The organism is Marinoscillum luteum, assembly GCF_044005705.1.
Taxonomy (GTDB): Bacteria; Bacteroidota; Bacteroidia; order Cytophagales; family Cyclobacteriaceae; genus Marinoscillum; species Marinoscillum luteum.
In genome coordinates, this window is sequence record NZ_JBIPKE010000013.1 from 194,846 (window position 1) to 218,309 (window position 23,464).

The following is a 23,464-nucleotide window of genomic DNA, read 5'->3' on the forward strand; positions in this document are numbered from 1 at the left end:
TGGTGTTCTATTTTTGAAAAATGAAGAACCCACATTTATGTCTTAGTGTCCTGCTCGTGTTTTCGCTGGTATGGCCACTCCAGGCACAGGATTTTCCTGTGAGTATAGAAGCTGAGTATGATCGGTTAACCGCCAAATGGCTGGAAGTCTCTGATGGGCTGAAAACCTATGACGGACTTTCTGAGTTCTGTGCCAATCCCAATTATCGTAATGACATCATTACGGTCTTGGAACATCTTCACCATTATGATTCATTGGTACTGGACTTACTTCTGGATCCTACTGCCAATACCTCCGATATAAGCCATCATGAATACAAGCGCTCCTTGTCAGATATTCAAAAACTGGAAGGAGACTTTGATATGAATACCTTCATTTCATTTCTGAAAACATCATGCCTTACACGCAGGGATTTGGAACGTGATAAGGAGGATCTGAAGAAGGAATCTGGCATATATTCGTATGACGGGCAGTTGTTGATGCTGGAAACTCAGTTGGGGAAATTTCTAAAACACATAGATAAGAAAGTAGTGCTGGTAGATGAGCATGTTCACAAGATTCACCCCGATCAGATCAGGCCACTACGATTACTTTCGGATAACTAACCACTGAAATGTCGCTGATCAGGTATGTCAGTTTTATATTGTTCATTTTCAATGTGCTTTTTGCCATTGATGCTTATCAAACGTATCACCTGCCAGTGAGCCTAACCAACCTGGCGCGCGAACCGGTGGTGAGAATTTTCAATACCAAGCTCTATTATGATGAGAGTGCCCGGGATCGGAGTAAGGAGGAGCTTTCAACGACTATTCGTCAGATTTACCTGCTCAGGGACAAACTGCACAATAAAGACAGCAGGGAGGTGATAGATATGGCCCTGCCAAGTCTGGTTCAGCTTCACTATGACCTCAAGTCCGATACTGGGAATATTGAGATGAATGAGCACTTTGTCAAGATGCTACTGGCGCTTTCCTATGTGCAGGTGCGGTACGCTCAGACCGCCTGTGCTCAGCGGAAAACTGCAGAAGTACACACTTCTTTGCGCACCGCCATGGGCATCATTCGGAGGGCCCTATTCCTTTCAGAGGGAACCAAAAGAGACTTTGAAATCAATATCTACGCTGAGATGTTTGATCTACTTAAGACAAAAGTATCTCATGAAGAGATGGAGAAAAGACTAGGAGGCATACTGGATGAAATCCGGGACCTGGAGGTCAGTTTCCATCATTAGGGACGGACTGTGGTTTCATCCATCCCAGGCTGGTATGCTGGAAGTGATCCGGGTACTTCAGCCCATAACCAAACACCCGATCCATGCTGGCATGTCCAAAGAGTATGATTCCCGAAAGACTCAGTACATCATTTCCAAATTGCCAACCGGCCAGCAGTATGACCACAGCAATGCCCTTATGATGGAGGAAATTGTAGGTAAGGGCACCCACCCGTGTATTGAAGGCGTAACCGATCATACCTATGTCCGGAAACAACAGAAGCGCAGGATACCACCACCAGCTAAATGAGGTCAAAGTAAAGAGGTAAATAGAAAGGCCAAACATGGCTACTTCTTCGAGTTTCAGGAGGTTTTTCATGCCGGAGATGAGTTGAATTGATATTTCTGAAAGCTTAACGGAGTATTGTTCTTCGGGTTGTCTGAGATGAGCCGTCCGATGAATTGGCAATATTCCAGAAAAAAGCTCCCCGAAAATTACGTCATTTACAAAGGGAGCGTTTTAAAAGTGTTCCTTATCTAAATATTTGCATGTCTATTGAGAAGTATTCATTAATCAACTTCCTTTGTATTGAAAATATCAATAGAATATGGAAAAGATTAAGAAATTTCAAATCGTCAATGCCTTACTGGCCTTCTTCGGGATTGGTTTTATTGCCATTGGATTTATGGTTTTTAGTCAGCAGGATTCATTCGTAATTTCTTTGATGATTACCTTCATAGGTTGTGCCATGGCCATCTCGGGTATTGCCTCTATGATAGAACTGAAATTGCTCAGTGATAAACTAAGACACTGAAATTTGCCCTGAGTTAATCACCCAGAGGTAATCGGAAACCATAGACTTCCAGTGTCCCTTGCCTGAAATCCAAATCCTCGGATCGTTCGAAGCCCATGCGCTCGTACATTCCCTAGGCTACCTGCATGGCCTTGGTGGAGTGAATAATTAATTGCTGACGTTTCTCCTTGCGTGCCCTCTCAATACAATACCTCGTCAGCAGCCCGCCGATTCCCTGACCTCTAAAGTCAGGAGCCACTGCCAACAATCTGAATCCCGAACTGTCTTTTACCTGCGTGGCTGTGCCACCTGATCCATAATATTGCATGTCGCCGATGTACAGCACACAGCCAGCCAGCACCTGCTCCGGAGAGTAAGCGGCCAGTAGGTGGATGTGTGGGTTTTCAGTAAGGGAGCCCACATTCGAGAGCATTTCATAGTATTTGGGCTGCTCCGCCGGTGTGGGAAATCCCTCCAACTGTGAGTACACCTCCACCATCAGCGCACCTATGACGCCATGCTCTTTAGCTCCGGGTTTCCTTATTGTAAACTTAGATGGATGCATATGTAATGATAAATGGATCTCTGGAAATGGGTGGCGGAAATCTGACTACTCCTGGCCACTTACTCTTTTAACTGATAATGTAGCTGAACCAGCCCTGATTCAAAGTTTTTGGCCTTCTTAAGCTCCAGAAGCTGCTCTGGCCTGCCTGTTTTAAATAGAGGAGTTCCTGCCCCCACGATTACCGGCACGATGGATAGAATCAGCTCGTCGATGAGCTTTTCCTGGAGTAAGAGATGGACGATTTCTGCACCGCCATCACAGAAGATGTTTTTTCCTTCTTTCTTTTTGAGGTCCGTTACCAGGGTTTTGAGGTTGCCGGTGTAAAAAGTCAGGTTCCCTTCTCGCGGCCTTTCTTGTCTGGTGATGATGTACGATTCCTTGTCAGCGTGAGGAAAATCATAGCCCTGACCGATCACCCAATCGTAGGTTTTTCTACCAACTATTACCGTGTCCACAGAAGAGACAAAGTCAGTGTAGCCATAGTCTTCTCCTTCTATCTGAACCAGATTAAGGAAACTCAGATCGTCATTGGGTTTGGCGATGTAGCCGTCCAGTGAGGCCGCGATGTAGAGAATTAATTTTCGCATGTTATTTTTAAGTAATGTCCCGATTCAACCATTCAGGATGGATAGATTGAAGAATTCAAATAAGGCATTTTGATTGATTGGTAGTCCACCTTTGGCGGGTGTCATACGTTTTCACATTTGAGCCTATACGGAGAGCGCCAGACCTGCGTTGCAGGGTTATCAGTATTCAAATATTTCGTGTCCTTAATTTCATCCTCAGGATAGGATAATCATTACCCTGGTCATCTTTGTCTCTTCTTTCATAGGTAGCAAATCCCAGGTTCTCATAAAAAGCTACTGCACCCACATTTTGCTCGTTGACATCTACCTTGTGGGCCTTCAACTGAACGATTGCAAAATTTATCAGTTTTTTACCTAATCCCTGACCAAAGTAATGGGGATCCAAAAAGAGCATTTCTACCTTTTTTTCTTCCACACCTAAAAAACCAATCACTCGTGATTCATCCATAAGGCAATGAACTTCAAAACGACTGAAATCAATCTCCCTTACCATTGCTTTGATGGAAATGAAGTCTTCCGGACTCAAAAAGTGGTGGGTGGCGAGCACTGACTTTTCCCAAACGTCGAGCAGTTGCTCCCTATCGGTTTCCTGGTATGGTTTTATTTCCATTAGATATTCTTTGTGACTCAAATGTCTCTAAAATGATTTTCACTGGAGCTCGATTGTCTCGATTTTACTTTGGTAGCTCTACGGCTGTCTTCATGTTGTTGTTTACCTGAAAAGTCAGTTAGGTCAGAAAGGCTTTACATGTTGAACCAGGGCTTTGGACCCTTACGATATTCTTATAACGAGCCGCCTTTCTCGTATCGGGAAAAACGAACCATTCACCCCCAATTTTAAAGTGCTGACCAGTAAGTGATTGACTGCAATATCCGGTTGTGGCATGCTAATGGCAATTGGGCAAGCAATTGAATTAAACCAAAACAAAATGAAAATTTTCAGCCTTTTTAAGTCAGGAGCTCTGCTATCCACAATTTTACTTGGAGCATGCAGTAAAGACGATCCGTCTCCAGGGATCACCATACCTATTCAGACTGTGGTGCAGTCTGGCATAAGCATGGGCGGCACTTCTAGTTTGGCCTTACTAGCCGGAGAGTCTGTGACAAACACTGGAGCGACTTCCATTAATGGAGATATTGGGCTGAGTCCCGGTACTTCTATCGATGGGTTTCCTCCGGGGGAATTCACCGGCACCTTGCATGTTAATGACGCGATTGCCAATCAGGCTAAATTGGATTTAACCACAGCGTACAATGATGCTGCGGGTAGAACATCCACTGATATCGTTGTCTTATCAGGAAATATTGGTGGGTTGACACTTACCCCAGGCTTGTATAAGTCTACCTCTTCTCTGGCGATATCTTCCGGGGATCTGACGTTTGACGCTAAGGGAAATGCTAATGCTGTCTTTATTATTCAGATAGCGAGTGCACTGACTACCACTTCCGGCCGACAGGTGATCCTGGCCGGCGGAGCGAAAGCTGCCAATATTTTCTGGCAGGTAGGAAGCAGCGCTACTTTCGGGACCACTACCGTTTTTAAAGGCACCGTGATGGCCATGCAATCTATAACGTTCAACACCGGTGCAACGCTAGATGGCAAGGCATTGGCCCGAACAGGTTCTATCACCATGGAGGGCAATGCCATCGTATTGAAATAGTCTCAGATTCATTCAAAGTCACTCCCTCGGCAGAGACCATCTACCTCGGAAAAAAGGTAGGGGTGGATGGACACTTTGCCGAACAAGTGATATATGTAACGATTAATTTTTAGTGTGTAACTGTTTCGCTTTCAATAGCCTCACCTTTGCATTGTAATGATAATTACACTTTTTAAAAGAAAATATTATGAAAATTATTAAATCAGGACTCGTACTAGCGTTACTACCCATTTTGATGTTCGTGGGTTGTGACAAGGACAAAGACCCAGTGTTGGTGTCTCCGGATGTGGTGTCGACCGCCCCGGCTGATGATGCCACCGGAATCGCCGTTACGGCTGCTGTAGAATTCAATTTCTTGGCTGATATGAATCCTGAAACCATAAATAGCACCACGGTGGTACTCATGGAAGGAACTAATAAGGTTGCGACAACAGTGAGCTATGCCAATAAAAAGGTAACAATGACCCCAGTGGCTAACCTGAAGAACAGTACCGTGTATACGGCTACTGTCAAGACGGGTGCCGAAAGTGAACTTGGTGCTGCTTTGGAAAACGACTTCACGATCACCTTCACCACTGTGGCGGAGGTTGACAATGAGGCTCCGGTTATCAGCTCTACGAGTCCTTTGGCTAATGCAGTTGATATAACAAATGGTAATTCGGTGTCCATAGTATTTAATGAGCCCATGAACCCTGCGACCATCAACGTGACCACTTTTACTTTGGTGAAAGGAACCACAGCTGTAGCAGGAGAGGTCTCGTATGTAGATAACACTGCTACATTCACTGCCACCGAAAGCTTTGAGTCATATACCGCTTATACTGCCAGGATCACTACAGGAGCTCAGGATTTGGCCGGAAATGGATTGGCTGCTGATACCGAGTGGAGTTTTACAACCACAGATTTCGCAGCGCCATTTATCAATTCTACCGCTCCTCTTAGTGATGCTACGGGAGTTGCCAGAAATAAAACAGTGTCTGTCGTATTTAATGAGCCAATGGATCCTGCTACAATAAGTGCCGCCACCTTCCAGTTGAAGAATGGAACTACTTCTGTACCTGGGGTAGTAGCTTATTCTGGCACTACGGCCACTTTTACTTCAACCACAATTCTAGAAGCGAGTACGGTTTACACGGCGCAGATTACCACAGGCGCACAGGATCTGTCGGGAAATGGATTAGCTAATAACGAGAGCTGGAGCTTTACCACTGGTGAGGTAACCGCCACTCTTGCTATGGTCAACCTAGGTGGGGCGAGCAACTATGTGATCCTAGCGAAGACTGCCATCAACAACAGCTCCACTTCTGCCATCACTGGACATTTGGGATTGAGCCCGGCAGCTACCTCATACATCACTGGTTTGGATTTAGTAGATGCTACAGGGTATGCCACTTCTTCTCAGGTAACAGGTAATGTGTATGCAGCTGACATGGCGGACCCCACACCAGTCAACCTGACTACTGCCGTAAATGATATGATCACGGCTTATAATGATGCGGCAGGAAGACCCACACCTGAGTTTCTTGAATTAGGAACAGGAAACATAGGTGGAATGACCTTATCTGCTGGTCTATATAGGTGGACATCTACGGTGACCATCCCGGCAGATGTTACCCTCACGGGTGCTGCTGATGATGTTTGGATCTTCCAAATCTCAGGTGACCTTACTCAGAGCAGTGCCATCAATATGACGTTGAATGGTGGTGCTCAGGCCAAGAACATTTTCTGGCAGGTAGCAGGAGAGGCGACTTTAGGAGCCAATTCACACTTTGAAGGTAATATTCTCTCAATGACAGGGATTACATTCCTCACCGGTGCTTCTATAAACGGACGTGCTCTGGCTCAAACTGCGGTCATTCTTGACGCCAATGCAGTGACTAAGGTGCAATAAAATTGTAAGGTAAGGTTAGTAGAGTAGTTTAGTAAAGACCATCCCGGATTTTTGGGATGGTTTTTTTGTGCTTTTCTGGAGAATGAGTTCACTTTGAGCAGATACAGCCGATGGCTTGATAAAGGGTTGCGATCCTATTTACATTAGAAACATTAGGTTAAAAAAAGCGGCTATGCTGCTAAAAGAGAAAAAATACAAGTCCCTGAAGTAGAGATAATTACGGGTTTTTTTGACGTGTTTTATTTTACTAAATCCTTCAATGAATTCTATAAGTCTACTTCAGGTGAGTTTGTGAAAATGAGTAAAACAGGAATATAGTCTGAAGAAAAAGCCTGGTAAATAAATCAATGGAATACCACCTATATAACTTGATCAGATTCGTATTTGCTTCTTCATAGTGAATGTGTAGCCTTCCCGTAGGTTACAGCTCCCACCACTTACTGCCCTTAAAGCGACCTCTGCCAAGAGGGCCCAGCAAGCATCAGGCCTCATGCAGAGCGTGCAACCTCATCCACTAAGTTTCCAGTGCAGTTTATCATCAACTATTTATAAGTGTTTAATTTACACTTATTTAAATATTTTGAGTAATTTGGTTCCTTGAAATATGTCAATATCCATATGGAAAAACAATATGTAATTGGATTGGACTTTGGTACCGACTCTGTGCGGTCAGTGTTGGTGGATAGTGCCAACGGCAGCACCCTCGGCAGTCAGGTGCATTGGTATAATCGTTGGCGCGAGGGCCTCTATTGCGATTCGCTCACCAATCGCTTTAGACAGCATCCACTGGATCACATAGAAGGAATGGAGGTCACCATTAGAGAGGTGGTGAAGGAGACAGGGGTGAACCCGGCCTCAGTGAAGGGTATTTGTATTGATACCACAGGCTCGTCGCCCATTCCGGTGGATGCCAGCGGTACGGCACTTTCGCTGCTGCCCGGTTTTGAGGAGAACCCCAACGCCATGATGGTACTTTGGAAGGACCACACGGCCATTGCAGAAGCAGCAGAGATCAATACATTGGCACGCACCTGGGGTGGGGAGGACTTCACCCGGTTTGAAGGGGGGATTTATTCCTCGGAGTGGTTTTGGGCCAAAATCCTGCACATCTCGCGCGAAGATGAGGCGATAAAAGCTGCAGCGCATTCGTGGGTGGAGCATTGCGACCTGATGACGTTTCTGCTCACAGGGGCAAGTGATCTGAATGGGTTAAAGAGATCGCGCTGTGCGGCAGGGCACAAGGCCATGTGGCACGAGCACTGGGGCGGATTGCCAGCAGATGCGTTTTTGGCCAAACTGGATCCACATATGGTCACCTTGAAAAAACACCTTTATCAGGACACTTATACTTCGGATCAGGCAGCGGGTAAACTGAGTGCTGAGTGGGCAGAGCGGCTGGGACTCACCACCGATGTGGTGATAGCCGTGGGCACTTTCGATGCGCACTCAGGAGCAGTAGGGGCAGAGGTGGAGGAGAATACGCTCGTACGTGTGATGGGCACTTCTACCTGCGACATTATAGTCTCTGGCAAGGACGTGATTGGTGAGCGTACCGTCAAAGGCATCTGCGGACAGGTGGATGGTTCGGTACTGCCCGGCATGGTGGGACTGGAAGCCGGCCAGTCGGCATTTGGAGATGTGCTGGCATGGTTCAGAGACATTGTCTCATGGCCTATAGACCAGCTCATCGCTAAGTCTAATCTGCTTACGCCCGAGCAGATCGAACAGCTCAAAGGCGACGTAATCGTGGAGCTCTCACGGCAGGCAGAGCAGACCCCGGTAAGTGAGAGCGCACCCGTAGCCCTCGACTGGGTGAATGGCAGACGCACCCCGGATGCCAACCAGTCCTTAAAGGCCGCTATAGTGAATCTGAGTTTGGGAACTGGCGCACCACATATTTTTCGCGCCCTGGTAGAAGCCATTTGTTTTGGATCCAAAAGGATTGTCAAACGCTTCGAAGAGGAGGGCGTCACTATCAGCACCATAGTGGGCATTGGCGGTGTGGCCAAGAAGTCAGGCTTTGTGATGCAGACCCTGGCGGATGTGATGAATATGCCGATCAAAATAGCTGTGTCAGATCAGGCTCCGGCATTGGGCTCAGCCATGTATGCGGCAGTTGCCGCAGGGATTTACCCATCTATGAAGGAGTCGGTAGCAGCCATGGGAAATGGCTTTGAAAAGACCTACTACCCCAGACCGGATATGATCAGGATATACGAGGAACTTTATACCAAATACGAGGCACTCGGTGCCTTTGTAGAAACCAATATCAACAACAGGTAAGATGTCAAAATACCAAGAACTTAAAAGAACATGCTATGAAGCCAATATGGAGCTTCCGGCGCAGGGGCTAGTCATTTTCACGTTTGGAAATGTGAGCGCTGTAGACCGGCAGGAGGGTGTGTTTGCCATCAAACCCAGTGGGGTGGATTATGCCGTGCTGAGGCCAGAGGATATTGTGATCGTGGACTTTGACTGCCAGGTGGTGGAGGGAACTATGCGCCCTTCGTCTGATACCAAAACACATGCTTTTCTATACCGCGAATGGTCGGAGATAGGCGGCATCAGTCATACACATGCTACCTACTCGGTAGCGTGGGCGCAGGCCCAGCAGGACATTCCCATTTTTGGAACTACCCATGCGGATTACCTGACTTCCGACATTCCATGTGCACCGCCCATGGGTGATGAACTCATCAAAGGCAACTATGAGCACATGACAGGGCAGCAGATTGTGGATTGTTTTACAGAAAAAGGGCTTTCCTATCAGGAGGTGGAGATGGTGCTGCTGGGTAATCATGGGCCTTTTACCTGGGGGAAAACGGCTGCTAAGTCGGTGTTTAATAGCAAACTACTGGAAGAACTGGCCCGCATGGCTTACCTCACCCTGCAAATCAACCCTGATGCGCCCAGACTCAAGGAAGCACTGATCAAGAAACACTGGGAAAGAAAACATGGCAAGGACGCCTATTACGGACAAAACTAGAACCAACAATACGATGAAGAAATTGAATGAATATGAGGTGTGGTTTGTCACCGGTAGCCAGGATTTATACGGAGCAGAAATCTTAAAGAATGTAGCGGTACACTCAGAGGAGATAGCCAAAGGACTGAGTGATAGTGTGCAGATACCTGTGCAGGTGGTGTATAAGCCTGTGGTGAAAAGCCCTGAGGAAATCTATCAGGTATGTCAGCAGGCCAATGTGGCGGAAGGTTGTATCGGTCTGGTAGTATGGATGCATACTTTCTCTCCTGCCAAAATGTGGATCAGGGGATTGGATATCCTGAAAAAGCCGTTGGCCCATTTTCACACCCAATACAACACGGAGATTCCATGGGGCGAGATCGACATGGACTTCATGAACGAAAATCAATCGGCCCATGGGGGGCGTGAGTTTGGCTTTATGGCTAGTAGATTGAGAAAAAACAGAAAAGTGATTGTCGGTCATTGGAAGGATGAGTCAGCTCGCAAAAAACTGGGGGTGTGGACAAGGGCCGCTGCCGGTTGGCATGTATGGCAGACCACCAAAGTGGCTCGGATAGGAGACAATATGCGGGAAGTGGCCGTCACTGAGGGTGACAAAATAGAGGCTCAGATTCGCTTTGGATTTTCTGTGAATGGCTATGGTATAGGTGATGTAGTTGCCCACCTCAATGAAGTCTCCAATGCGCAGGTAGAAGCGTTGGTGAAAGAATACGACGCACAATATATCATTTCACCTGAAACCCTCAAGAGTCAGTATTTGAAGGATGCGGCTAAGATTGAACTGGGGCTGAGGAGTTTTATGGAGGAGGGAGGCTTTGGAGCCTTTACAGATACTTTTGAAGATTTGCATGGATTCAAGCAGCTACCAGGAATCGCCGCACAGCGACTGATGGCAGACGGGTATGGGTTCGCTGGCGAAGGAGATTGGAAAACCGCTGCCCTGTTGAGAGCAGTGAAAGTAATGGGCCAGGGATTGGAAGGTGGTAGCTCTTTTATGGAAGACTATACCTATGACTTCCGTGATGGTAGAAGTAGGGTTTTGGGGTCACACATGCTGGAGATATGCCCTTCCATTGCCATGGGCAAAGCCCGGTGTGAAGTGCACCCATTAGGCATTGGTGGCAAAGAAGATCCCGCCAGGCTGGTTTTCGATGTAGATGCCGGACCAGCTATCAATGTATCGCTGATCGATATGGGCACCCGATTCAGAATGATTGTTAATGAGGTGGAAGCAGTGAAACCTGAGCACGAGTTGCCAAAGTTGCCGGTGGCCCGGGTGCTTTGGGATCCTCTGCCCAACCTTCCTGTAGCTGCCGAAGCATGGATATTAGCTGGTGCGGCACATCATTCAGTCTTTAGTAAAGCCATCAATACGGAGTATATTGAAGATTTCGCTGAAATGGCCGGGGTGGAATTGGTGGTGATTGATAAGGATACAAAGCCTCGTCAATTCAAAGATCAATTACATTGGAATGAAGTATATTATCACCTTTTTCAAAATAAAATGTAATCGTTATTAACTTGCGGCCAAATGAAAAATAGAAATATCCTTTTTCTTGCATTAATTATTCTTGGATTTGCTTGTGCTCAGCAGGAGGCACCTCAGGCAACCCTGACCAGCGCTCCGTTCGGGATATTGCCCAATGGAGATTCTGTAACTCTTTTTACACTCACCAATGCCAATGGATTGTCCATGGATGTGATGACCTATGGAGGGATCGTCACTGCACTTAGGGTTCCCGACCGTGATGGGAAGCTAGAAGATGTGGTGCTGGGCTATGACAATCTGGATGGCTACTTGAAGTCCTCTCCATATTTTGGAGCTCTGATCGGCCGTTACGGAAACAGGATCGCGGATGGTAGGTTTACACTGGATAGCGTGGAATATACCCTGGTTCAGAACAATGGTAAAAACCATTTGCACGGCGGAACGGTAGGTTTTGATAAAGTGAACTGGACTGCTACATCTGTGGATGTAGAAGGGGGTGTGGCCCTGGGGCTTACATATGTAAGTGTAGATGGAGAAGAGGGCTACCCAGGTAACTTGACCACACAGGTGATCTACACCCTGACCAACGAGAACGAATGGAAGGTGAACTATGAAGCCACTACTGACAAGCGTACTGTTGTGAATCTTACCCAGCACACCTATTTCAATCTTTCTTCCATGAAGGAAGACATCCTGAATCATGAGTTGGTTTTGAATGCGCCAGCGTTCCTGCCGGTAGATAGCACCCTCATTCCAACAGGGGAATTGAGACCAGTAGCAGATACCCCGTTTGATTTCACCTCTGGCAAGCCTATTGGCAGAGACATTTTGAAGGATAATACTCAGTTAACCTATGGTTTGGGTTTTGATCATTGCTGGGTGTTGGAGAAGTCAAATAAGAAGATGAATTTTGCAGCCTCTGTGTATGAGCCAGTGAGTGGCAGGTTCATGGAGATATACACTGAGGAGCCGGCGATCCAGTTTTATTCAGGTAATTTCCTGGATGGATCGATCACCGGGAAAAACAGCACCGTGTACAACCATAGAAATGGGTTGTGTCTGGAAACACAACATTACCCTGATTCACCCAATCAACCCGAATTTCCAAGTGTGGTGCTTAGCCCTGGTGAGACGTATCGCACCAGCACCGTGATGAAGTTTTCAACTAAGTAAAAAATTTTTAAATAAAATCACCTAATTAAGGCAATGAGTAATCATCAAAAAGATCAAAGAGCAGTTGATAATATTCGCGTGTTATCGGGAGCTATGGTAGAAAAGGCAAAATCCGGACACCCCGGAGGTGCCATGGGCGGAGCGGATTATATCCATATCCTTTACAGCGAATTTTTAAAGTTTGATCCGGATGATACCAGGTGGCCTTTCAGGGACAGGTTTTTTCTTGACCCTGGTCACATGTCACCCATGCTTTATTCTCAGCTGTATCTTTTGGGTAATTATGCCAAGGAAGATATTGCCAATTTCCGTCAGTGGGGATCGGTGACTCCCGGACACCCGGAAGTAGATGTGGAGCGTGGTGTGGAAAACACCTCAGGCCCGCTCGGTCAGGGACATGCCATGGGAGCGGGAGCTGCCTTGGCAGCCAAGTTTCTGGGAGCCAAATTTGGTGGCTGGATGAATCACAAGGTTTATGCTTTCATTTCGGATGGAGGTATTCAGGAGGAGATTTCCCAGGGAGTGGGCCGGATAGCCGGCTACCTGAAACTGAATAACCTCATCATGTTTTATGATTCCAATGATGTACAGTTGTCTACCTATACCAATGAGGTAACAGCAGAAGATACAGCAAAGAAATATGAAGCTTGGGGATGGAAAGTGGTCTCCATCGATGGCAATGATCATGATCAGATCAGAAAGGCACTGACCGAGGCGAATGCTGAGACTGAGAAGCCGTTCTTGATCATCGGGAAGACCATCATGGGAAAAGGCTGTAAAGATGCTGATGGCAACCCGTATGAAGGCCAGTCAGAACTTCATGGTAAGCCCATTGGAGCGACCAAAGCCTCTTACGAAAAGACCATCGAAGGGCTTGGTGGCTCGTTGGAAGATCCATTTGTGATTTTCCCAGATGTAGCTGAGACCTACCAGGAGATTCTGACAAGAAAACGCGCTGAGGTCAAAGCCGAAAAAGCTAAGGAAGCTGAATGGAGAGCTGCCAACCCAGAGTTGAGTGCTAAGCTGGATCATTTCCTTACCGGAAAAATTCCTGCAGATATCGATTTTTCGGCAATCCCTCAAAAGGCAAATGTAGCTTCGAGAGATGCTTCTGCTGCGGTGATGGGTTACCTGGCTGGTAAAGTAGAAAACCTCATTGTGGCTTCTGCAGATTTGGCCAATAGCGACAAGACAGATGGTTACCTCAAGAATGTAAAAGCATTCACACCTGGTGAATTTGATGCCAACTTCCTGCATGCAGGGGTGTGCGAATTCTCTATGGCAGCCATGGCCAATGGAATGGCCCTGCACGGCGGAGTAATTCCTGTGGTGGGTACTTTCTTTATCTTCTCGGATTATCAGAAACCCGCATACAGGCTTTCATCATTGATGGAGCTGCCAGTGATTTATTTGTGGACACATGATGCCTTCAGAGTGGGAGAGGACGGACCTACGCACCAGCCGATTGAGCAGGAAGCTCAGCTGCGACTGATGGAGCAGTTGAAAAACCACAAAGGTAAACGCAGTATGCTGGCACTGAGACCAGCAGATACTGCTGAAACGACTGTGGCCTGGAAGATGGCCCTTGAAAATACAGAAACGCCTACAGGCTTGATCCTGTCAAGGCAGGGAATCACGGATGTGCCCTCTAATGGAGACAGATATCAGGATGCCCTTCAGGCAGAAAAAGGAGCCTATGTGGTGAAGTCTTCTGCTGACGCTGCTGTCACACTCCTGGCGAATGGATCAGAGGTAAGCACCCTTGTGGAGGCTGCTGCACTGCTGGAGAAAGATGGCATCAATGTGAACATTGTTTCTGTGATTTCGGAAGGTCTTTTCAGAGATCAGCCTGCTGATTATCAGCGTTCGGTTCTGGATAGTTCGAAGCCTGTTTTTGGACTTACGGCCGGTTTGCCAGTGACTCTGGCTCAGTTGGTGGGAGCCAATGGTACCGTCTTTGGATTGGATCATTTCGGATACTCAGCGCCTGCCGGTGTGCTCGATGAAAAGTTCGGATTTACCGGAGCTCAGGTGTACGGCGAGGTGAAGAAGTATCTTGGTAAATAAAATAGAAACCTTATAGGGTAAAACACCCTGATTCAGCATCAGGGTGTTTTTTATTTGATTTTTTAATAAATGTATTTGTTACACTAATTTTAAGCATGATATATTGAGCCAATTCTGATGGCATAAAAATGTTTTTGGTGTGATCAGATTTCAGGTCATCACCTCCACTTTAACCTAAACACACTATGGGCTTTTCGACATTAGACTACATCGTATTTGGCATCTACTGTGCAGTCATTTTATTCATGGGCTTGTATGTCTCCAGAGACAAAAAAGGACACCAAAAGACAGCCAATGATTATTTTTTGGCGAGCAACTCGCTCACCTGGTGGGCTATTGGGGCATCGCTCATCGCAGCAAATATCTCCGCGGAGCATTTTATTGCTATGTCTGGGTCTGGCTATGCTATCGGGCTAGGGATCGCGGCTTATGAGTGGTTGGCGGCCATCGCGCTTATCCTTGTGGCCAAGTATTTTCTTCCAATTTTTCTGGAGAAGAAGATCTACACCATGCCACAGTTTGTCAATGACCGCTTTAGCAAGCTGGTAGGCTCTTTGTTTGCTGGTTTCTGGATTTTGGTTTACATCTTCGTGAACCTCACCTCGGTAAGTTATCTGGGTGCACTGGCCATGGAGAAAATTATGGGTGTGCCGCTAACCTATGGAATCATTGGGTTGTTGGTGTTTTCAGGGATTTATTCTATATACGGCGGGCTTTCCTCAGTGGCATGGACGGATGTGATTCAGGTGATTTTTCTAATTGGAGGTGGGCTGGTAACTACTTTTATCGCACTGGACGTGGTAGGTAATGGAGACGTTTTTCGGGGATTTAATTATTTGTATGAAGGGGCCAGAGGCCACTTTTCAATGATCATCGCCGAGGGTGCCAAATCAGTCCCGGATGGCAGTGGCGGGCTGAAGGATGCCTATAATGACCTGCCAGGTCTGGCAGTGATTCTGGGCTCTATGTGGTTAATCAACCTCGGGTATTGGGGCTTTAATCAGTACATTATCCAGAAAGGGCTTGCAGCAAAGACGTTGCAGGAAGCTAAGCGAGGGTTGATTTTTGCGGGATTTCTGAAAATATTGATTCCCTTGCTGGTAGTCATTCCTGGTATCGCGGCCTATGTCATCACCAATGACCCTGAATTGGCCAAAAACACGGTAGGGGAGATCACTAAGTCTGACGAAGCTTATCCCTGGCTGTTGCAGAATTTTGTGCCAGCGGGTGTAAGAGGATTAGCTTTCGCCGCATTGGTGGCCGCAGTGGTGTCTTCTTTGGCGTCCATGATCAACAGTACTTCCACGGTCTTTACCATGGATATTTACAAAGCATACATCAGTCCGAATGCCGATGATAAGCACCTTATCCGTACGGGTAGGTTGATGGCAGTCACAGCGATGGTGATTGCCATGGTAGTGGCTCCGGCCTTAAAATCTTTGGATCAAGTATTTCAGTACATTCAGATGGTTACGGGGTTTGTTTATCCTGGAGTGGTGGTGGTCTTTGGTTTGGGTTTATTCTGGAAGCAGATCACCAATAAGGCAGCTCTTTGGACAGCCCTTTTGACTTTGCCGACTGGTATTTTCTTCTATCTGGTGACTCCAGAGCTGCCATTTATTCTCAGGATGGGTTACGTATTTATGATTCTCTGTGTGGTAGCGTCGGTGATCAGCTTTATGGACAAGGGAGTGAAAATCTCAAGTGTGGTGCCTACAGGCAGCGTGCAGAAGAAGCTGGTCAATACAAGCTACTTATTGTTTGCTATAGGTGTCATTACGCTAATTCTAGGGGTATTTTTATCAGCACCTCTTGCTAAATACGGCTTTGAAGCAATATTTGTGATCAGCACGCTGTTTCTGATGCTGGGAATGGTGATTTATACGAATGCGAAAATGGACGTGCAGGATGCACATGCCATTTCTGTGAGGCCTACTCTTTTCAAAACGGATGTGGTTTTCAACGTGGGAGCTATCGGCATCATTGGGATTGTGGTCATTCTCTATACCCTGTTTTGGATCTAAGGTGTAAAACGACAGGCAATAAAAAGGCTCCATTCGGAGCCTTTTTTAATGTCTAATCAGAAAGAAAACCGGTCGTGAAAGGAGCGGATAATTTCCTTGAAATCAGTCTTTTCTTTGAGCTCCATAAACCCGGCAAGTTTCAGGTCGGTGCTCACTTTGATGTTTCTCAGCTTCAGGTGCTGGTTGATAAAGATAAACTCCAATTCAGGGTTTACTTCCTTGAGTACATCCACAATGTCCAACACCGAAATATTCAGTTCTACAAGATTGTAAATCCCCGATGGAACGGAGGAGGTGAGTAAACGATTAAAGGTGTCGGCTACATAATCCACATGAGCGAATGATCGATACTGCTTTCCATTTCCATGAATGGAAATCCGGTTGCTGAAGTTGCTTTCGAATACAAACTTGTTGATCACCGAATCGAAGCGCATACTTCTGCTATAACCGAAAATGTTTCCACATCGGATGATGTGGGTTTTCATCTTTTCACTGAGACGTGAGACGTGCTCTTCGCCACGGTGCTTGGAGATGGCGTAGAATGTCCGTGGGTTAGGATTGGTACTCTCGTCCATTTCGCTGCTAGATGAGCCATATACACCCACACTGCTGCTGTAGACGAAATGCTTGACGCCACTCTCTTCTGCTGCGTATACCAGTTCGGCGGTTCCCCAGTGATTGACCTGCTCGAAGAAATGAGGGTCTGTATTGGCAAAAGGACTGGTAACCTTGGCGGCCAGGTGGAAGACAGCATCTACCCCCTCCAGTGCTTTTCTGAGCTTTCTGGAGTCGAGCAATTCTCCATGAATGAAGGAGATGTTTTCTTTATTGTCGTACTTATGACCTGTGAACAGGGCGTAATTGTCCCTGCTCAGATTGTCATATATTCTGATTTCCTTGACTTCCGGGTTTTTCGAAAGTTCCTTGATTAGTTCCGTACCCAGGTATCCTGCGCCTCCGGTAATCAATACATTCATAGATCGTAATTTTCGGTTGGAATTATTTTTTCACAAGGTCAGTATGGAGACCACATTCTACTTTGTTGAGGCCAAACCATCGGGCTTCACGCTCCTGCATTTCGGGGTCCAGCTTTCGGGTACATGGTTCACAGCCTATGCTCAGATAACCCTTGGAGTCCAGAGGATGCCTGGGGAGGTTGTGCTCCCTAATGTAGGCAAAAATGGTTTTCATGCTCCAATCAAGCATGGGGTGAAAACGAATGGTATCGAAAGGAGCCTCTTGTTCAGTTTTCATGGCTTTACGAGTAGAGCTTTGGTCTCCTCGTACACCATTGATCCATATGTCATAGGTTCTGAGGAGCTCCTCAGTCGGTGCTGTCTTGTTGATGTAGCAGCAGTGATCGGGATCAGAGGTAAAAAGGAGCTTTCCTGAATGATCTTTTTGCATGTATCTGGGTACTGAAGAGCGGGTTTCTATGACGTTCAGACCGAAGGCCTCCGCCACCTGATCTTTGAAAGAGACCGTCTCCGGAAAATGATAGCCGGTGTTTAGAAAATAGACCGGAATGGTATTGTCTATTCTGCTCAGGATGTGGAGCATTACCAGACTGTGGGTCTGGAAAGAGGATGTGGTAAACATCTTTTTCCCCTCAGCTTTGTAGGATTCCAGTTTTGCTTTGATTTCAGATATCTCCATGTTTCGAAATTAGTATACAAAACAATAAGGAGCTGTTGAAAATTCAAATGAAAGTCGGTTTTTTTCGAAACTGTAAAATAAAAAGGGCTATTTCCTGAGAATAATATCCCATTGGAAATAGCCCACAACTAACCGCTAACTTTAAGATAAGTGAGTTTTTCGTTAAGCGTATACTGACGGTTCCAGTAAATAGCCCAGTCGACTGAACGAATCTTCCATACTCAAACCATTCCTGATGTTCAGTTTCAGAAATGACGTTAATTCTTTCGCCTTTTCTTTTGATAGATCCAACACCTGAAGGAGTCTGGCGACAATACCTTCTTTTCTATCAGAAAGGGCTCCATTGGCCATGAGGGAGTTTACCAGAAAAAAGACCAGATTAAATCGTTCTCTGGCTGTTTTAGGTAGGTTTTTTCTGATTTTGTCCACTTCCACCATCTTATTCTCTAAAGAGATGTAGCCAATCTCCTGCTTGAGTAAGAGGATGTCTTCCTGATCGATGATGTGCTCATAGTGAGCAATGATTACGAGCTTGTTGATATGCTCTTTTTCACTCCTGTTGGTGAATAAAGTGTTTATCCATCCCATGATTTTGTCTGGTTTTTTGGTTGTTTCGTCTATAAATATAGGTATTTAGTCGAAGGATGCAATAGATAAATGCAAAAAATAATAAGAAAAGTCATATTTAATTGATTTATGGCATGAATTGCATATTTGATCAGCTCAAAACCAGTCTTTGGTAGCGCTTGGGGTGTCCTGTTTTGCAATAGTTAAATTCTGTTGAGTGGAGTTCTTTCTATAATGACAATGCGTGTAGATTAATGTCGCGCTTATCAAATGTATGTTTAATTATTAGGTAAAAATGTTAAACAAAATCAATTTGAAATGTGTTTGATGGAAGTAATTTGATTTTTTAATCAGTTATTTGCCTAAACATCACAGCTGAATGAGAGTAGCAGTTTTTCGGAAGGAACATTTTAACGCAGCCCATCGTCTATACAATCCTGATTGGACAGATGAACGCAATCAGGAGGTTTTTGGGAAATGCAACAATCCAAATTGGCATGGTCACAATTATGAACTGGTGGTAAAACTGGTAGGTGAACCTGACCCAGCTACAGGCTACGTTTTTGATATGAAGGAGCTCAGTGACCTGATCAAGATCCATGTATTGCGAAAATTTGATCACAAAAACCTGAATCTGGACACAGAAGAATTTAAAAGTATCAATCCCACGGCGGAGAATATTGCGGTAGTGATCTACAATATTCTGAGAGAAAAGATTGATCGTACATTGGAATTGAAAGTGATACTTTATGAAACAGAAAGAAACTTCGTTGAATACCCCGCATAATATGAATCATTTGGATGACGATTTTGCAGAAGACCATGCAGGTACTTCTGACAGTACACCCCTGAGATCGGACGCTTTCGAAATGGATGATGACCTCAAGATGGAGTTGATTGCCAAACATTTCAAAGAGATTATGCAGATTTTGGGACTGGATCTGACAGATGATAGCCTCCAGGGGAGTCCTAAGCGTGTGGCCAAAATGTATGTGCAGGAGGTATTCAGTGGATTGAATCCGAAGAACAAGCCCAAAGTACGGCTATTCGAAAATAAATATAAGTATGACCAGATGCTCGTGGAGAAAGACATCACGTTTTACTCTCATTGTGAGCATCATTTTGTCCCTATTTATGGCAAAGCACATGTGGCTTACTTCTCGAGTGGGAAAGTAATAGGCCTTTCAAAGATCAACAGGATCGTGCAATACTATGCCAAAAGACCTCAGGTTCAGGAGCGTCTCACTATGCAGATTGCCAATGAACTGAAGGATATTTTGATGACTGATGATGTGGCTGTGGTGTTGGATGCTACTCACATGTGCGTGAGCTCTCGAGGAGTGAGTGATACCAACAGTATGACAGGTACGGCATTCTTTGATGGCAAATTCAGAGATCAGAACATAAAGACAGAGTTTCTCAATTACATCAACGCCAAAACTGACCTGAGATAATTGGCTTCTATTGGAACATTTGAAGGAAAGAATGTACTGGTGGTAGGTGGCAGTAGTGGAATAGGCAAAGCCACCCTGTCCAAACTTCGGGAGCAAGGAGCGGAAGTTTATAATGTTTCAAGATCGCCTAGTCATATTCAAGGCATTTCCGATATTTTACTGGATGTCTTGTCTGATTTTTCAGTGATAGAGGGCATGCCGGATAGGTTAGATGGACTAGTATACTGCCCGGGTAGTATCAACCTCAAGCCTTTCCAGGGATTGAAGTACGAGGACTTTTTAAGAGACTTTGAAATCAACGTGCTGGGAGGGATCAAGGTACTGAAGGCATGTGTCAAGAATATTAAGGCCGCAGAGAGTTCCAGTATTGTCTTTTTTAGTACCGTTGCCGTCACGCAGGGTATGAGTTTTCATAGCTCTGTAGCAGCATCCAAAGGGGCTATAGAAGGGCTGGTCAAATCATTGGCAGCTGAGTGGTCGAGATCAGGTATCAGGGTGAATGCCATCGCACCGAGTTTGACGGATACGCCAATGGCCCAAAATCTACTTTCTTCAGATGAAAAGAGGAAGGCTTCAGAAGAACGTCATCCACTTACGGGAATCAGTACAGCCGAGGAGCTGGCAGGTACCGTGATGTACCTGCTTTCAGATGTTGCCCACAGAGTTACTGGACAGGTGATTCATGTAGATGGAGGAATGTCCTCAATACGGCCCTTTTAAATCTTTCATCTTTCGATGTCCGGTTTTTGAACGGACATTTGTCAGCCGATGCAGTTAATCCAAAATATCACCTCATTTAATTGGATTGCAGGCAATGAATGACCGAAAAAACCTATCTGATTTTACATTTTTATAATTTCACGAGTCGGTTATCTTTGCACATCTTTTTAAAAACCAATACAACAATATGAGTTATTTGATATACGCAGTGCCGGTACTGGCATTGATAGGAATCCTAGTGATGATCGTGAAATCACGATGGGTCAACAAGCAGGATGCGGGCGAGGAGAAAATGCAAACCATCGCCAATCACATCAAGGAAGGTGCCCTGGCTTTTCTGAGCGCTGAATACAGAGTGTTGGCCATTTTCGTGGTGATTGCCGGCATTTTATTGGGTGTCATTTCTGCATTGGTAGAAACTACCCACTGGTTCATCGTAGTGGCATTCGTCATAGGTGCCATATTCTCTGCAGTAGCTGGTAATATTGGTATGCGCATCGCCACCTCGGCTAATGTGCGCACCACACAGGCGGCACGTACCAGCTTGTCAAAAGCACTAAAAGTGAGTTTCACCGGGGGTACCGTCATGGGACTTGGTGTAGCTGGTTTGGCTGTATTTGGTTTGAGTATGTTATTTATCCTGCTATTTGGCTGGTTAATGGGAGGTCAGTGGACCAACACTGACGACATGACCATTGTACTTGAGGCATTAGCTGGATTCTCGTTAGGTGCAGAGTCCATTGCTTTGTTTGCCCGTGTGGGTGGTGGTATATATACTAAGGCTGCTGATGTAGGAGCCGATCTGGTAGGTAAAGTAGAAGCCGGAATTCCTGAGGACGATCCTCGAAACCCGGCTACTATCGCTGATAATGTAGGGGACAATGTTGGGGACGTAGCTGGTATGGGTGCTGACCTTTTTGGCTCCTATGTAGCCACGGTATTGGCTTCTATGGTGTTGGGTAATTATGTGATTCGCGATATGGGCGGATCTATTGATGATTCCTTCAACGGCATCGGACCTATCTTGCTTCCGCTGGTAATCGCCGGATTGGGGATTATTTTCTCCATCATCGGTACTTTCTTTATCAGTGTAAAGGACGAAAATGCAAAAGAACCTCAGGTACAGGCAGCATTGAATAAAGGGAACTGGAGCTCTATCGTTATCACTGGGATTGCTTCCTATTTTGTGATAGATATTCTTCTCCCTAAAAATATGAAGATGGACTTCTTCGGAATGGGTGTTATTGATATCCCTTCTTCCAACGTTTTTTATGCGGTATTGATTGGTCTTTTCGTAGGAGCGGCCATTTCATTCTTTACTGAATACTATACAGGTCTTGGTAAAAAGCCAGTAATGGATATTGTTAGAAATTCATCTACAGGTGCGGCTACCAACATTATCGCAGGACTTTCTACAGGGATGATTTCCACTTTTGCACCAATACTCCTTTTTGCCGGAGCGATATGGGGAGCTTATGAGTTAGCAGGATTTTATGGGGTGGGTATTGCTGCCTCAGCTATGATGGCTACTACAGCCATGCAGCTGGCCATAGATGCTTTCGGACCAATAGCCGATAATGCGGGAGGTATTGCTGAAATGAGTGAACTTCCTAAAGAGGTGCGTGAGCGTACAGATATATTGGATTCGGTAGGGAATACCACTGCCGCAGTTGGTAAAGGTTTTGCCATTGCCTCAGCAGCATTGACAGCCTTAGCACTTTTCGCTGCTTATGTCACTTTTACCGGGATCGATGGAATCAATATCTTCAAAGCCAAAGTACTTGCTGCTTTATTCATAGGTGGCATGATTCCCGTTGTGTTTTCCGCATTGGCCATGAGGTCTGTAGGTAAGGCAGCCATGGAAATGGTGAAAGAAGTGAGACGTCAGTTCAGAGAGATACCAGGTATCATGGAAGGAACCGGGCAGCCTGAGTACAGTAAATGTGTTGATATTTCAACGAAGGCAGCCATCAAGGAAATGATGTTGCCAGGAGCACTGACTATCATTACACCTATTTTGATTGGATTCTTCATGCAGGCAGAAGCATTGGGAGCTTATATGGCTGGTGTTACCGTTTCGGGTGTGCTATGGGCTATTTTCCAAAACAATGCCGGTGGTGCATGGGACAATGCTAAAAAGTCTTTTGAGGCAGGGGTAATGATTGATGGTGAGATGACCTACAAAGGTTCAGAGGCTCACAAGGCTGCTGTGACAGGAGATACTGTTGGTGATCCATTCAAAGATACTTCAGGGCCATCCATGAACATTTTGATCAAGTTAACCTGTCTGGTAGGTTTGGTGATTGCGCCTATTCTGGGTGAGATTCATGGAGCTGGTGGACACGGAAAAGCCGCTGTAGAGATCGTAGATCCTGTGGTTATAAAGAAAGAAGTGAAGGTGAAGGTGGAAGGAGAGGACGAATCTAATATGAAAGCTGAGATTACCATCACTGAGGGAGAAAACACCACTACTGAGACTTTAGAAGGCTCAAAAGAGGAGATAGAGAAGAAGATCGAAGAGTTAGACTAAGTTCTTAATTATAGTAAATAAGTCAGAACCCTGCTTGAAATTCAAGCGGGGTTTTTTTGTGCCCTTGACGCCAGGGGTATAGCTTAAATA

Annotated in this window: 22 protein-coding genes; 15 read left to right on the forward strand and 7 right to left on the reverse strand. The window is 45.7% G+C overall.

The features are described 5' to 3' along the window. Positions 1–20 precede the first annotated feature (20 nt). A complete protein-coding gene (locus tag ACHKAR_RS05710; protein WP_159580682.1) occupies positions 21–605 on the forward strand; it encodes a DUF2059 domain-containing protein in 585 nt (194 codons plus the stop codon). Between the two features lie 8 nt (positions 606–613). Further along, the gene (locus tag ACHKAR_RS05715) at positions 614–1,231 is read left to right on the forward strand and encodes a hypothetical protein (RefSeq protein ID WP_159580680.1); all 618 of its coding nucleotides are present in this window, start codon (positions 614–616) and stop codon (positions 1,229–1,231) included. On the opposite strand, the gene ACHKAR_RS05720 is transcribed toward ACHKAR_RS05715, so the two are convergent. After that, a complete protein-coding gene (locus ACHKAR_RS05720) occupies positions 1,215–1,589 on the reverse strand; it encodes a DUF4260 domain-containing protein (protein ID WP_395416545.1) in 375 nt (124 codons plus the stop codon). The genes ACHKAR_RS05715 and ACHKAR_RS05720 overlap by 17 nt on opposite strands. A 229-nt stretch (positions 1,590–1,818) precedes the next feature. On the opposite strand from ACHKAR_RS05720, the gene ACHKAR_RS05725 reads away from it, so the two are divergent. Then, positions 1,819–2,025 carry a hypothetical protein gene (locus tag ACHKAR_RS05725; protein ID WP_395416546.1) on the forward strand — a complete coding sequence of 69 codons (207 nt, stop codon included), beginning with the start codon at positions 1,819–1,821 and terminating at the stop codon, positions 2,023–2,025. A gap of 112 nt (positions 2,026–2,137) precedes the next feature. Here the strand turns inward: ACHKAR_RS05725 and ACHKAR_RS05730 are convergent, their stop codons facing one another. From ACHKAR_RS05730 to ACHKAR_RS05740, 3 genes are all read right to left on the reverse strand, one after another. Next, positions 2,138–2,569 carry a GNAT family N-acetyltransferase gene (locus ACHKAR_RS05730; RefSeq protein WP_395416547.1) on the reverse strand — a complete coding sequence of 144 codons (432 nt, stop codon included), beginning with the start codon at positions 2,567–2,569 and terminating at the stop codon, positions 2,138–2,140. Positions 2,570–2,628: 59 nt separating this feature from the next. Continuing rightward, a complete protein-coding gene (locus tag ACHKAR_RS05735) occupies positions 2,629–3,156 on the reverse strand; it encodes a dihydrofolate reductase family protein (RefSeq protein ID WP_159580672.1) in 528 nt (175 codons plus the stop codon). A 166-nt stretch (positions 3,157–3,322) separates the two neighbouring features. Next, complete coding sequence (locus tag ACHKAR_RS05740) at positions 3,323–3,766, reverse strand: GNAT family N-acetyltransferase (RefSeq protein WP_395416548.1); 444 nt, start codon at positions 3,764–3,766, stop codon at positions 3,323–3,325. A 319-nt stretch (positions 3,767–4,085) separates the two neighbouring features. Between ACHKAR_RS05740 and ACHKAR_RS05745 the strand changes: the two genes are divergently transcribed. The 8 genes from ACHKAR_RS05745 to ACHKAR_RS05780 all read left to right on the forward strand — a co-directional run bounded on the left by ACHKAR_RS05745 (position 4,086) and on the right by ACHKAR_RS05780 (position 16,447). Next, on the forward strand, positions 4,086–4,817 hold the full coding sequence (locus ACHKAR_RS05745) for an ice-binding family protein (protein WP_221413290.1): 732 nt from the start codon (positions 4,086–4,088) through the stop codon (positions 4,815–4,817). 187 nt (positions 4,818–5,004) lie between these two features. Continuing rightward, on the forward strand, positions 5,005–6,708 hold the full coding sequence (locus ACHKAR_RS05750) for an ice-binding family protein (protein ID WP_395416549.1): 1,704 nt from the start codon (positions 5,005–5,007) through the stop codon (positions 6,706–6,708). 618 nt (positions 6,709–7,326) lie between these two features. Continuing rightward, positions 7,327–8,991, forward strand: a complete 1,665-nt coding sequence (locus ACHKAR_RS05755) for a ribulokinase (RefSeq protein ID WP_395416550.1) — start codon at positions 7,327–7,329, stop codon at positions 8,989–8,991. 1 nt (position 8,992) lies between these two features. Then, positions 8,993–9,694 (forward strand): L-ribulose-5-phosphate 4-epimerase, encoded by a 702-nt coding sequence (locus ACHKAR_RS05760; RefSeq protein WP_395416551.1) that lies wholly within the window; start codon positions 8,993–8,995, stop codon positions 9,692–9,694. A 13-nt stretch (positions 9,695–9,707) separates the two neighbouring features. Beyond that, positions 9,708–11,204 (forward strand): L-arabinose isomerase, encoded by a 1,497-nt coding sequence (gene araA, locus ACHKAR_RS05765; RefSeq protein ID WP_395416552.1) that lies wholly within the window; start codon positions 9,708–9,710, stop codon positions 11,202–11,204. Between the two features lie 21 nt (positions 11,205–11,225). After that, on the forward strand, positions 11,226–12,356 hold the full coding sequence (locus ACHKAR_RS05770) for an aldose epimerase family protein (RefSeq protein ID WP_395416553.1): 1,131 nt from the start codon (positions 11,226–11,228) through the stop codon (positions 12,354–12,356). Positions 12,357–12,389: 33 nt separating this feature from the next. After that, positions 12,390–14,423: a transketolase family protein gene (locus ACHKAR_RS05775; protein ID WP_395416554.1), complete on the forward strand. Its 2,034-nt coding sequence runs from the start codon at positions 12,390–12,392 to the stop codon at positions 14,421–14,423. A gap of 185 nt (positions 14,424–14,608) precedes the next feature. Beyond that, positions 14,609–16,447: a sodium:solute symporter family transporter gene (locus ACHKAR_RS05780; RefSeq protein WP_395416555.1), complete on the forward strand. Its 1,839-nt coding sequence runs from the start codon at positions 14,609–14,611 to the stop codon at positions 16,445–16,447. Between the two features lie 56 nt (positions 16,448–16,503). On the opposite strand, the gene ACHKAR_RS05785 is transcribed toward ACHKAR_RS05780, so the two are convergent. The 3 genes from ACHKAR_RS05785 to ACHKAR_RS05795 all read right to left on the reverse strand — a co-directional run bounded on the left by ACHKAR_RS05785 (position 16,504) and on the right by ACHKAR_RS05795 (position 18,691). Continuing rightward, the gene (locus ACHKAR_RS05785; protein WP_159580652.1) at positions 16,504–17,424 is read right to left on the reverse strand and encodes an NAD-dependent epimerase/dehydratase family protein; all 921 of its coding nucleotides are present in this window, start codon (positions 17,422–17,424) and stop codon (positions 16,504–16,506) included. Between the two features lie 22 nt (positions 17,425–17,446). Further along, positions 17,447–18,103 (reverse strand): phosphoadenylyl-sulfate reductase, encoded by a 657-nt coding sequence (locus ACHKAR_RS05790; protein WP_395416556.1) that lies wholly within the window; start codon positions 18,101–18,103, stop codon positions 17,447–17,449. Between the two features lie 162 nt (positions 18,104–18,265). Continuing rightward, positions 18,266–18,691, reverse strand: a complete 426-nt coding sequence (locus tag ACHKAR_RS05795; RefSeq protein ID WP_159580648.1) for a hypothetical protein — start codon at positions 18,689–18,691, stop codon at positions 18,266–18,268. Between the two features lie 358 nt (positions 18,692–19,049). Here ACHKAR_RS05795 and ACHKAR_RS05800 point away from each other — a divergent pair, with 358 nt between their 5' ends. From ACHKAR_RS05800 to ACHKAR_RS05815, 4 genes are all read left to right on the forward strand, one after another. Next, positions 19,050–19,457 (forward strand): 6-pyruvoyl trahydropterin synthase family protein, encoded by a 408-nt coding sequence (locus ACHKAR_RS05800; RefSeq protein ID WP_159580646.1) that lies wholly within the window; start codon positions 19,050–19,052, stop codon positions 19,455–19,457. Then, a complete protein-coding gene (gene folE, locus ACHKAR_RS05805) occupies positions 19,420–20,124 on the forward strand; it encodes a GTP cyclohydrolase I FolE (RefSeq protein ID WP_159580644.1) in 705 nt (234 codons plus the stop codon). The genes ACHKAR_RS05800 and folE overlap by 38 nt, the downstream gene beginning before the upstream one ends. Further along, complete coding sequence (locus tag ACHKAR_RS05810) at positions 20,125–20,844, forward strand: SDR family NAD(P)-dependent oxidoreductase (RefSeq protein ID WP_395416557.1); 720 nt, start codon at positions 20,125–20,127, stop codon at positions 20,842–20,844. Positions 20,845–21,031: 187 nt separating this feature from the next. Further along, entirely contained in the window at positions 21,032–23,374 is a 2,343-nt protein-coding gene (locus ACHKAR_RS05815) for a sodium-translocating pyrophosphatase (RefSeq protein ID WP_395416558.1), read from the forward strand. Positions 23,375–23,464 lie beyond the last annotated feature (90 nt).

What these genes read in the sequence shown, in the direction of transcription:
- ACHKAR_RS05710 (WP_159580682.1), top strand. Translation starts at nt 21, where the DNA reads ATGAAGAACCCACATTTATGTCTTAGTGTCCTGCTCGTGTTTTCGCTG.
- ACHKAR_RS05715 (WP_159580680.1), top strand. Translation starts at nt 614, where the DNA reads ATGTCGCTGATCAGGTATGTCAGTTTTATATTGTTCATTTTCAATGTG.
- ACHKAR_RS05720 (WP_395416545.1), bottom strand. Translation starts at nt 1,589, where the DNA reads ATGAAAAACCTCCTGAAACTCGAAGAAGTAGCCATGTTTGGCCTTTCT.
- ACHKAR_RS05725 (WP_395416546.1), top strand. Translation starts at nt 1,819, where the DNA reads ATGGAAAAGATTAAGAAATTTCAAATCGTCAATGCCTTACTGGCCTTC.
- ACHKAR_RS05730 (WP_395416547.1), bottom strand. Translation starts at nt 2,569, where the DNA reads ATGCATCCATCTAAGTTTACAATAAGGAAACCCGGAGCTAAAGAGCAT.
- ACHKAR_RS05735 (WP_159580672.1), bottom strand. Translation starts at nt 3,156, where the DNA reads ATGCGAAAATTAATTCTCTACATCGCGGCCTCACTGGACGGCTACATC.
- ACHKAR_RS05740 (WP_395416548.1), bottom strand. Translation starts at nt 3,766, where the DNA reads ATGGAAATAAAACCATACCAGGAAACCGATAGGGAGCAACTGCTCGAC.
- ACHKAR_RS05745 (WP_221413290.1), top strand. Translation starts at nt 4,086, where the DNA reads ATGAAAATTTTCAGCCTTTTTAAGTCAGGAGCTCTGCTATCCACAATT.
- ACHKAR_RS05750 (WP_395416549.1), top strand. Translation starts at nt 5,005, where the DNA reads ATGAAAATTATTAAATCAGGACTCGTACTAGCGTTACTACCCATTTTG.
- ACHKAR_RS05755 (WP_395416550.1), top strand. Translation starts at nt 7,327, where the DNA reads ATGGAAAAACAATATGTAATTGGATTGGACTTTGGTACCGACTCTGTG.
- ACHKAR_RS05760 (WP_395416551.1), top strand. Translation starts at nt 8,993, where the DNA reads ATGTCAAAATACCAAGAACTTAAAAGAACATGCTATGAAGCCAATATG.
- araA (WP_395416552.1), top strand. Translation starts at nt 9,708, where the DNA reads ATGAAGAAATTGAATGAATATGAGGTGTGGTTTGTCACCGGTAGCCAG.
- ACHKAR_RS05770 (WP_395416553.1), top strand. Translation starts at nt 11,226, where the DNA reads ATGAAAAATAGAAATATCCTTTTTCTTGCATTAATTATTCTTGGATTT.
- ACHKAR_RS05775 (WP_395416554.1), top strand. Translation starts at nt 12,390, where the DNA reads ATGAGTAATCATCAAAAAGATCAAAGAGCAGTTGATAATATTCGCGTG.
- ACHKAR_RS05780 (WP_395416555.1), top strand. Translation starts at nt 14,609, where the DNA reads ATGGGCTTTTCGACATTAGACTACATCGTATTTGGCATCTACTGTGCA.
- ACHKAR_RS05785 (WP_159580652.1), bottom strand. Translation starts at nt 17,424, where the DNA reads ATGAATGTATTGATTACCGGAGGCGCAGGATACCTGGGTACGGAACTA.
- ACHKAR_RS05790 (WP_395416556.1), bottom strand. Translation starts at nt 18,103, where the DNA reads ATGGAGATATCTGAAATCAAAGCAAAACTGGAATCCTACAAAGCTGAG.
- ACHKAR_RS05795 (WP_159580648.1), bottom strand. Translation starts at nt 18,691, where the DNA reads ATGGGATGGATAAACACTTTATTCACCAACAGGAGTGAAAAAGAGCAT.
- ACHKAR_RS05800 (WP_159580646.1), top strand. Translation starts at nt 19,050, where the DNA reads ATGAGAGTAGCAGTTTTTCGGAAGGAACATTTTAACGCAGCCCATCGT.
- folE (WP_159580644.1), top strand. Translation starts at nt 19,420, where the DNA reads ATGAAACAGAAAGAAACTTCGTTGAATACCCCGCATAATATGAATCAT.
- ACHKAR_RS05815 (WP_395416558.1), top strand. Translation starts at nt 21,032, where the DNA reads ATGAGTTATTTGATATACGCAGTGCCGGTACTGGCATTGATAGGAATC.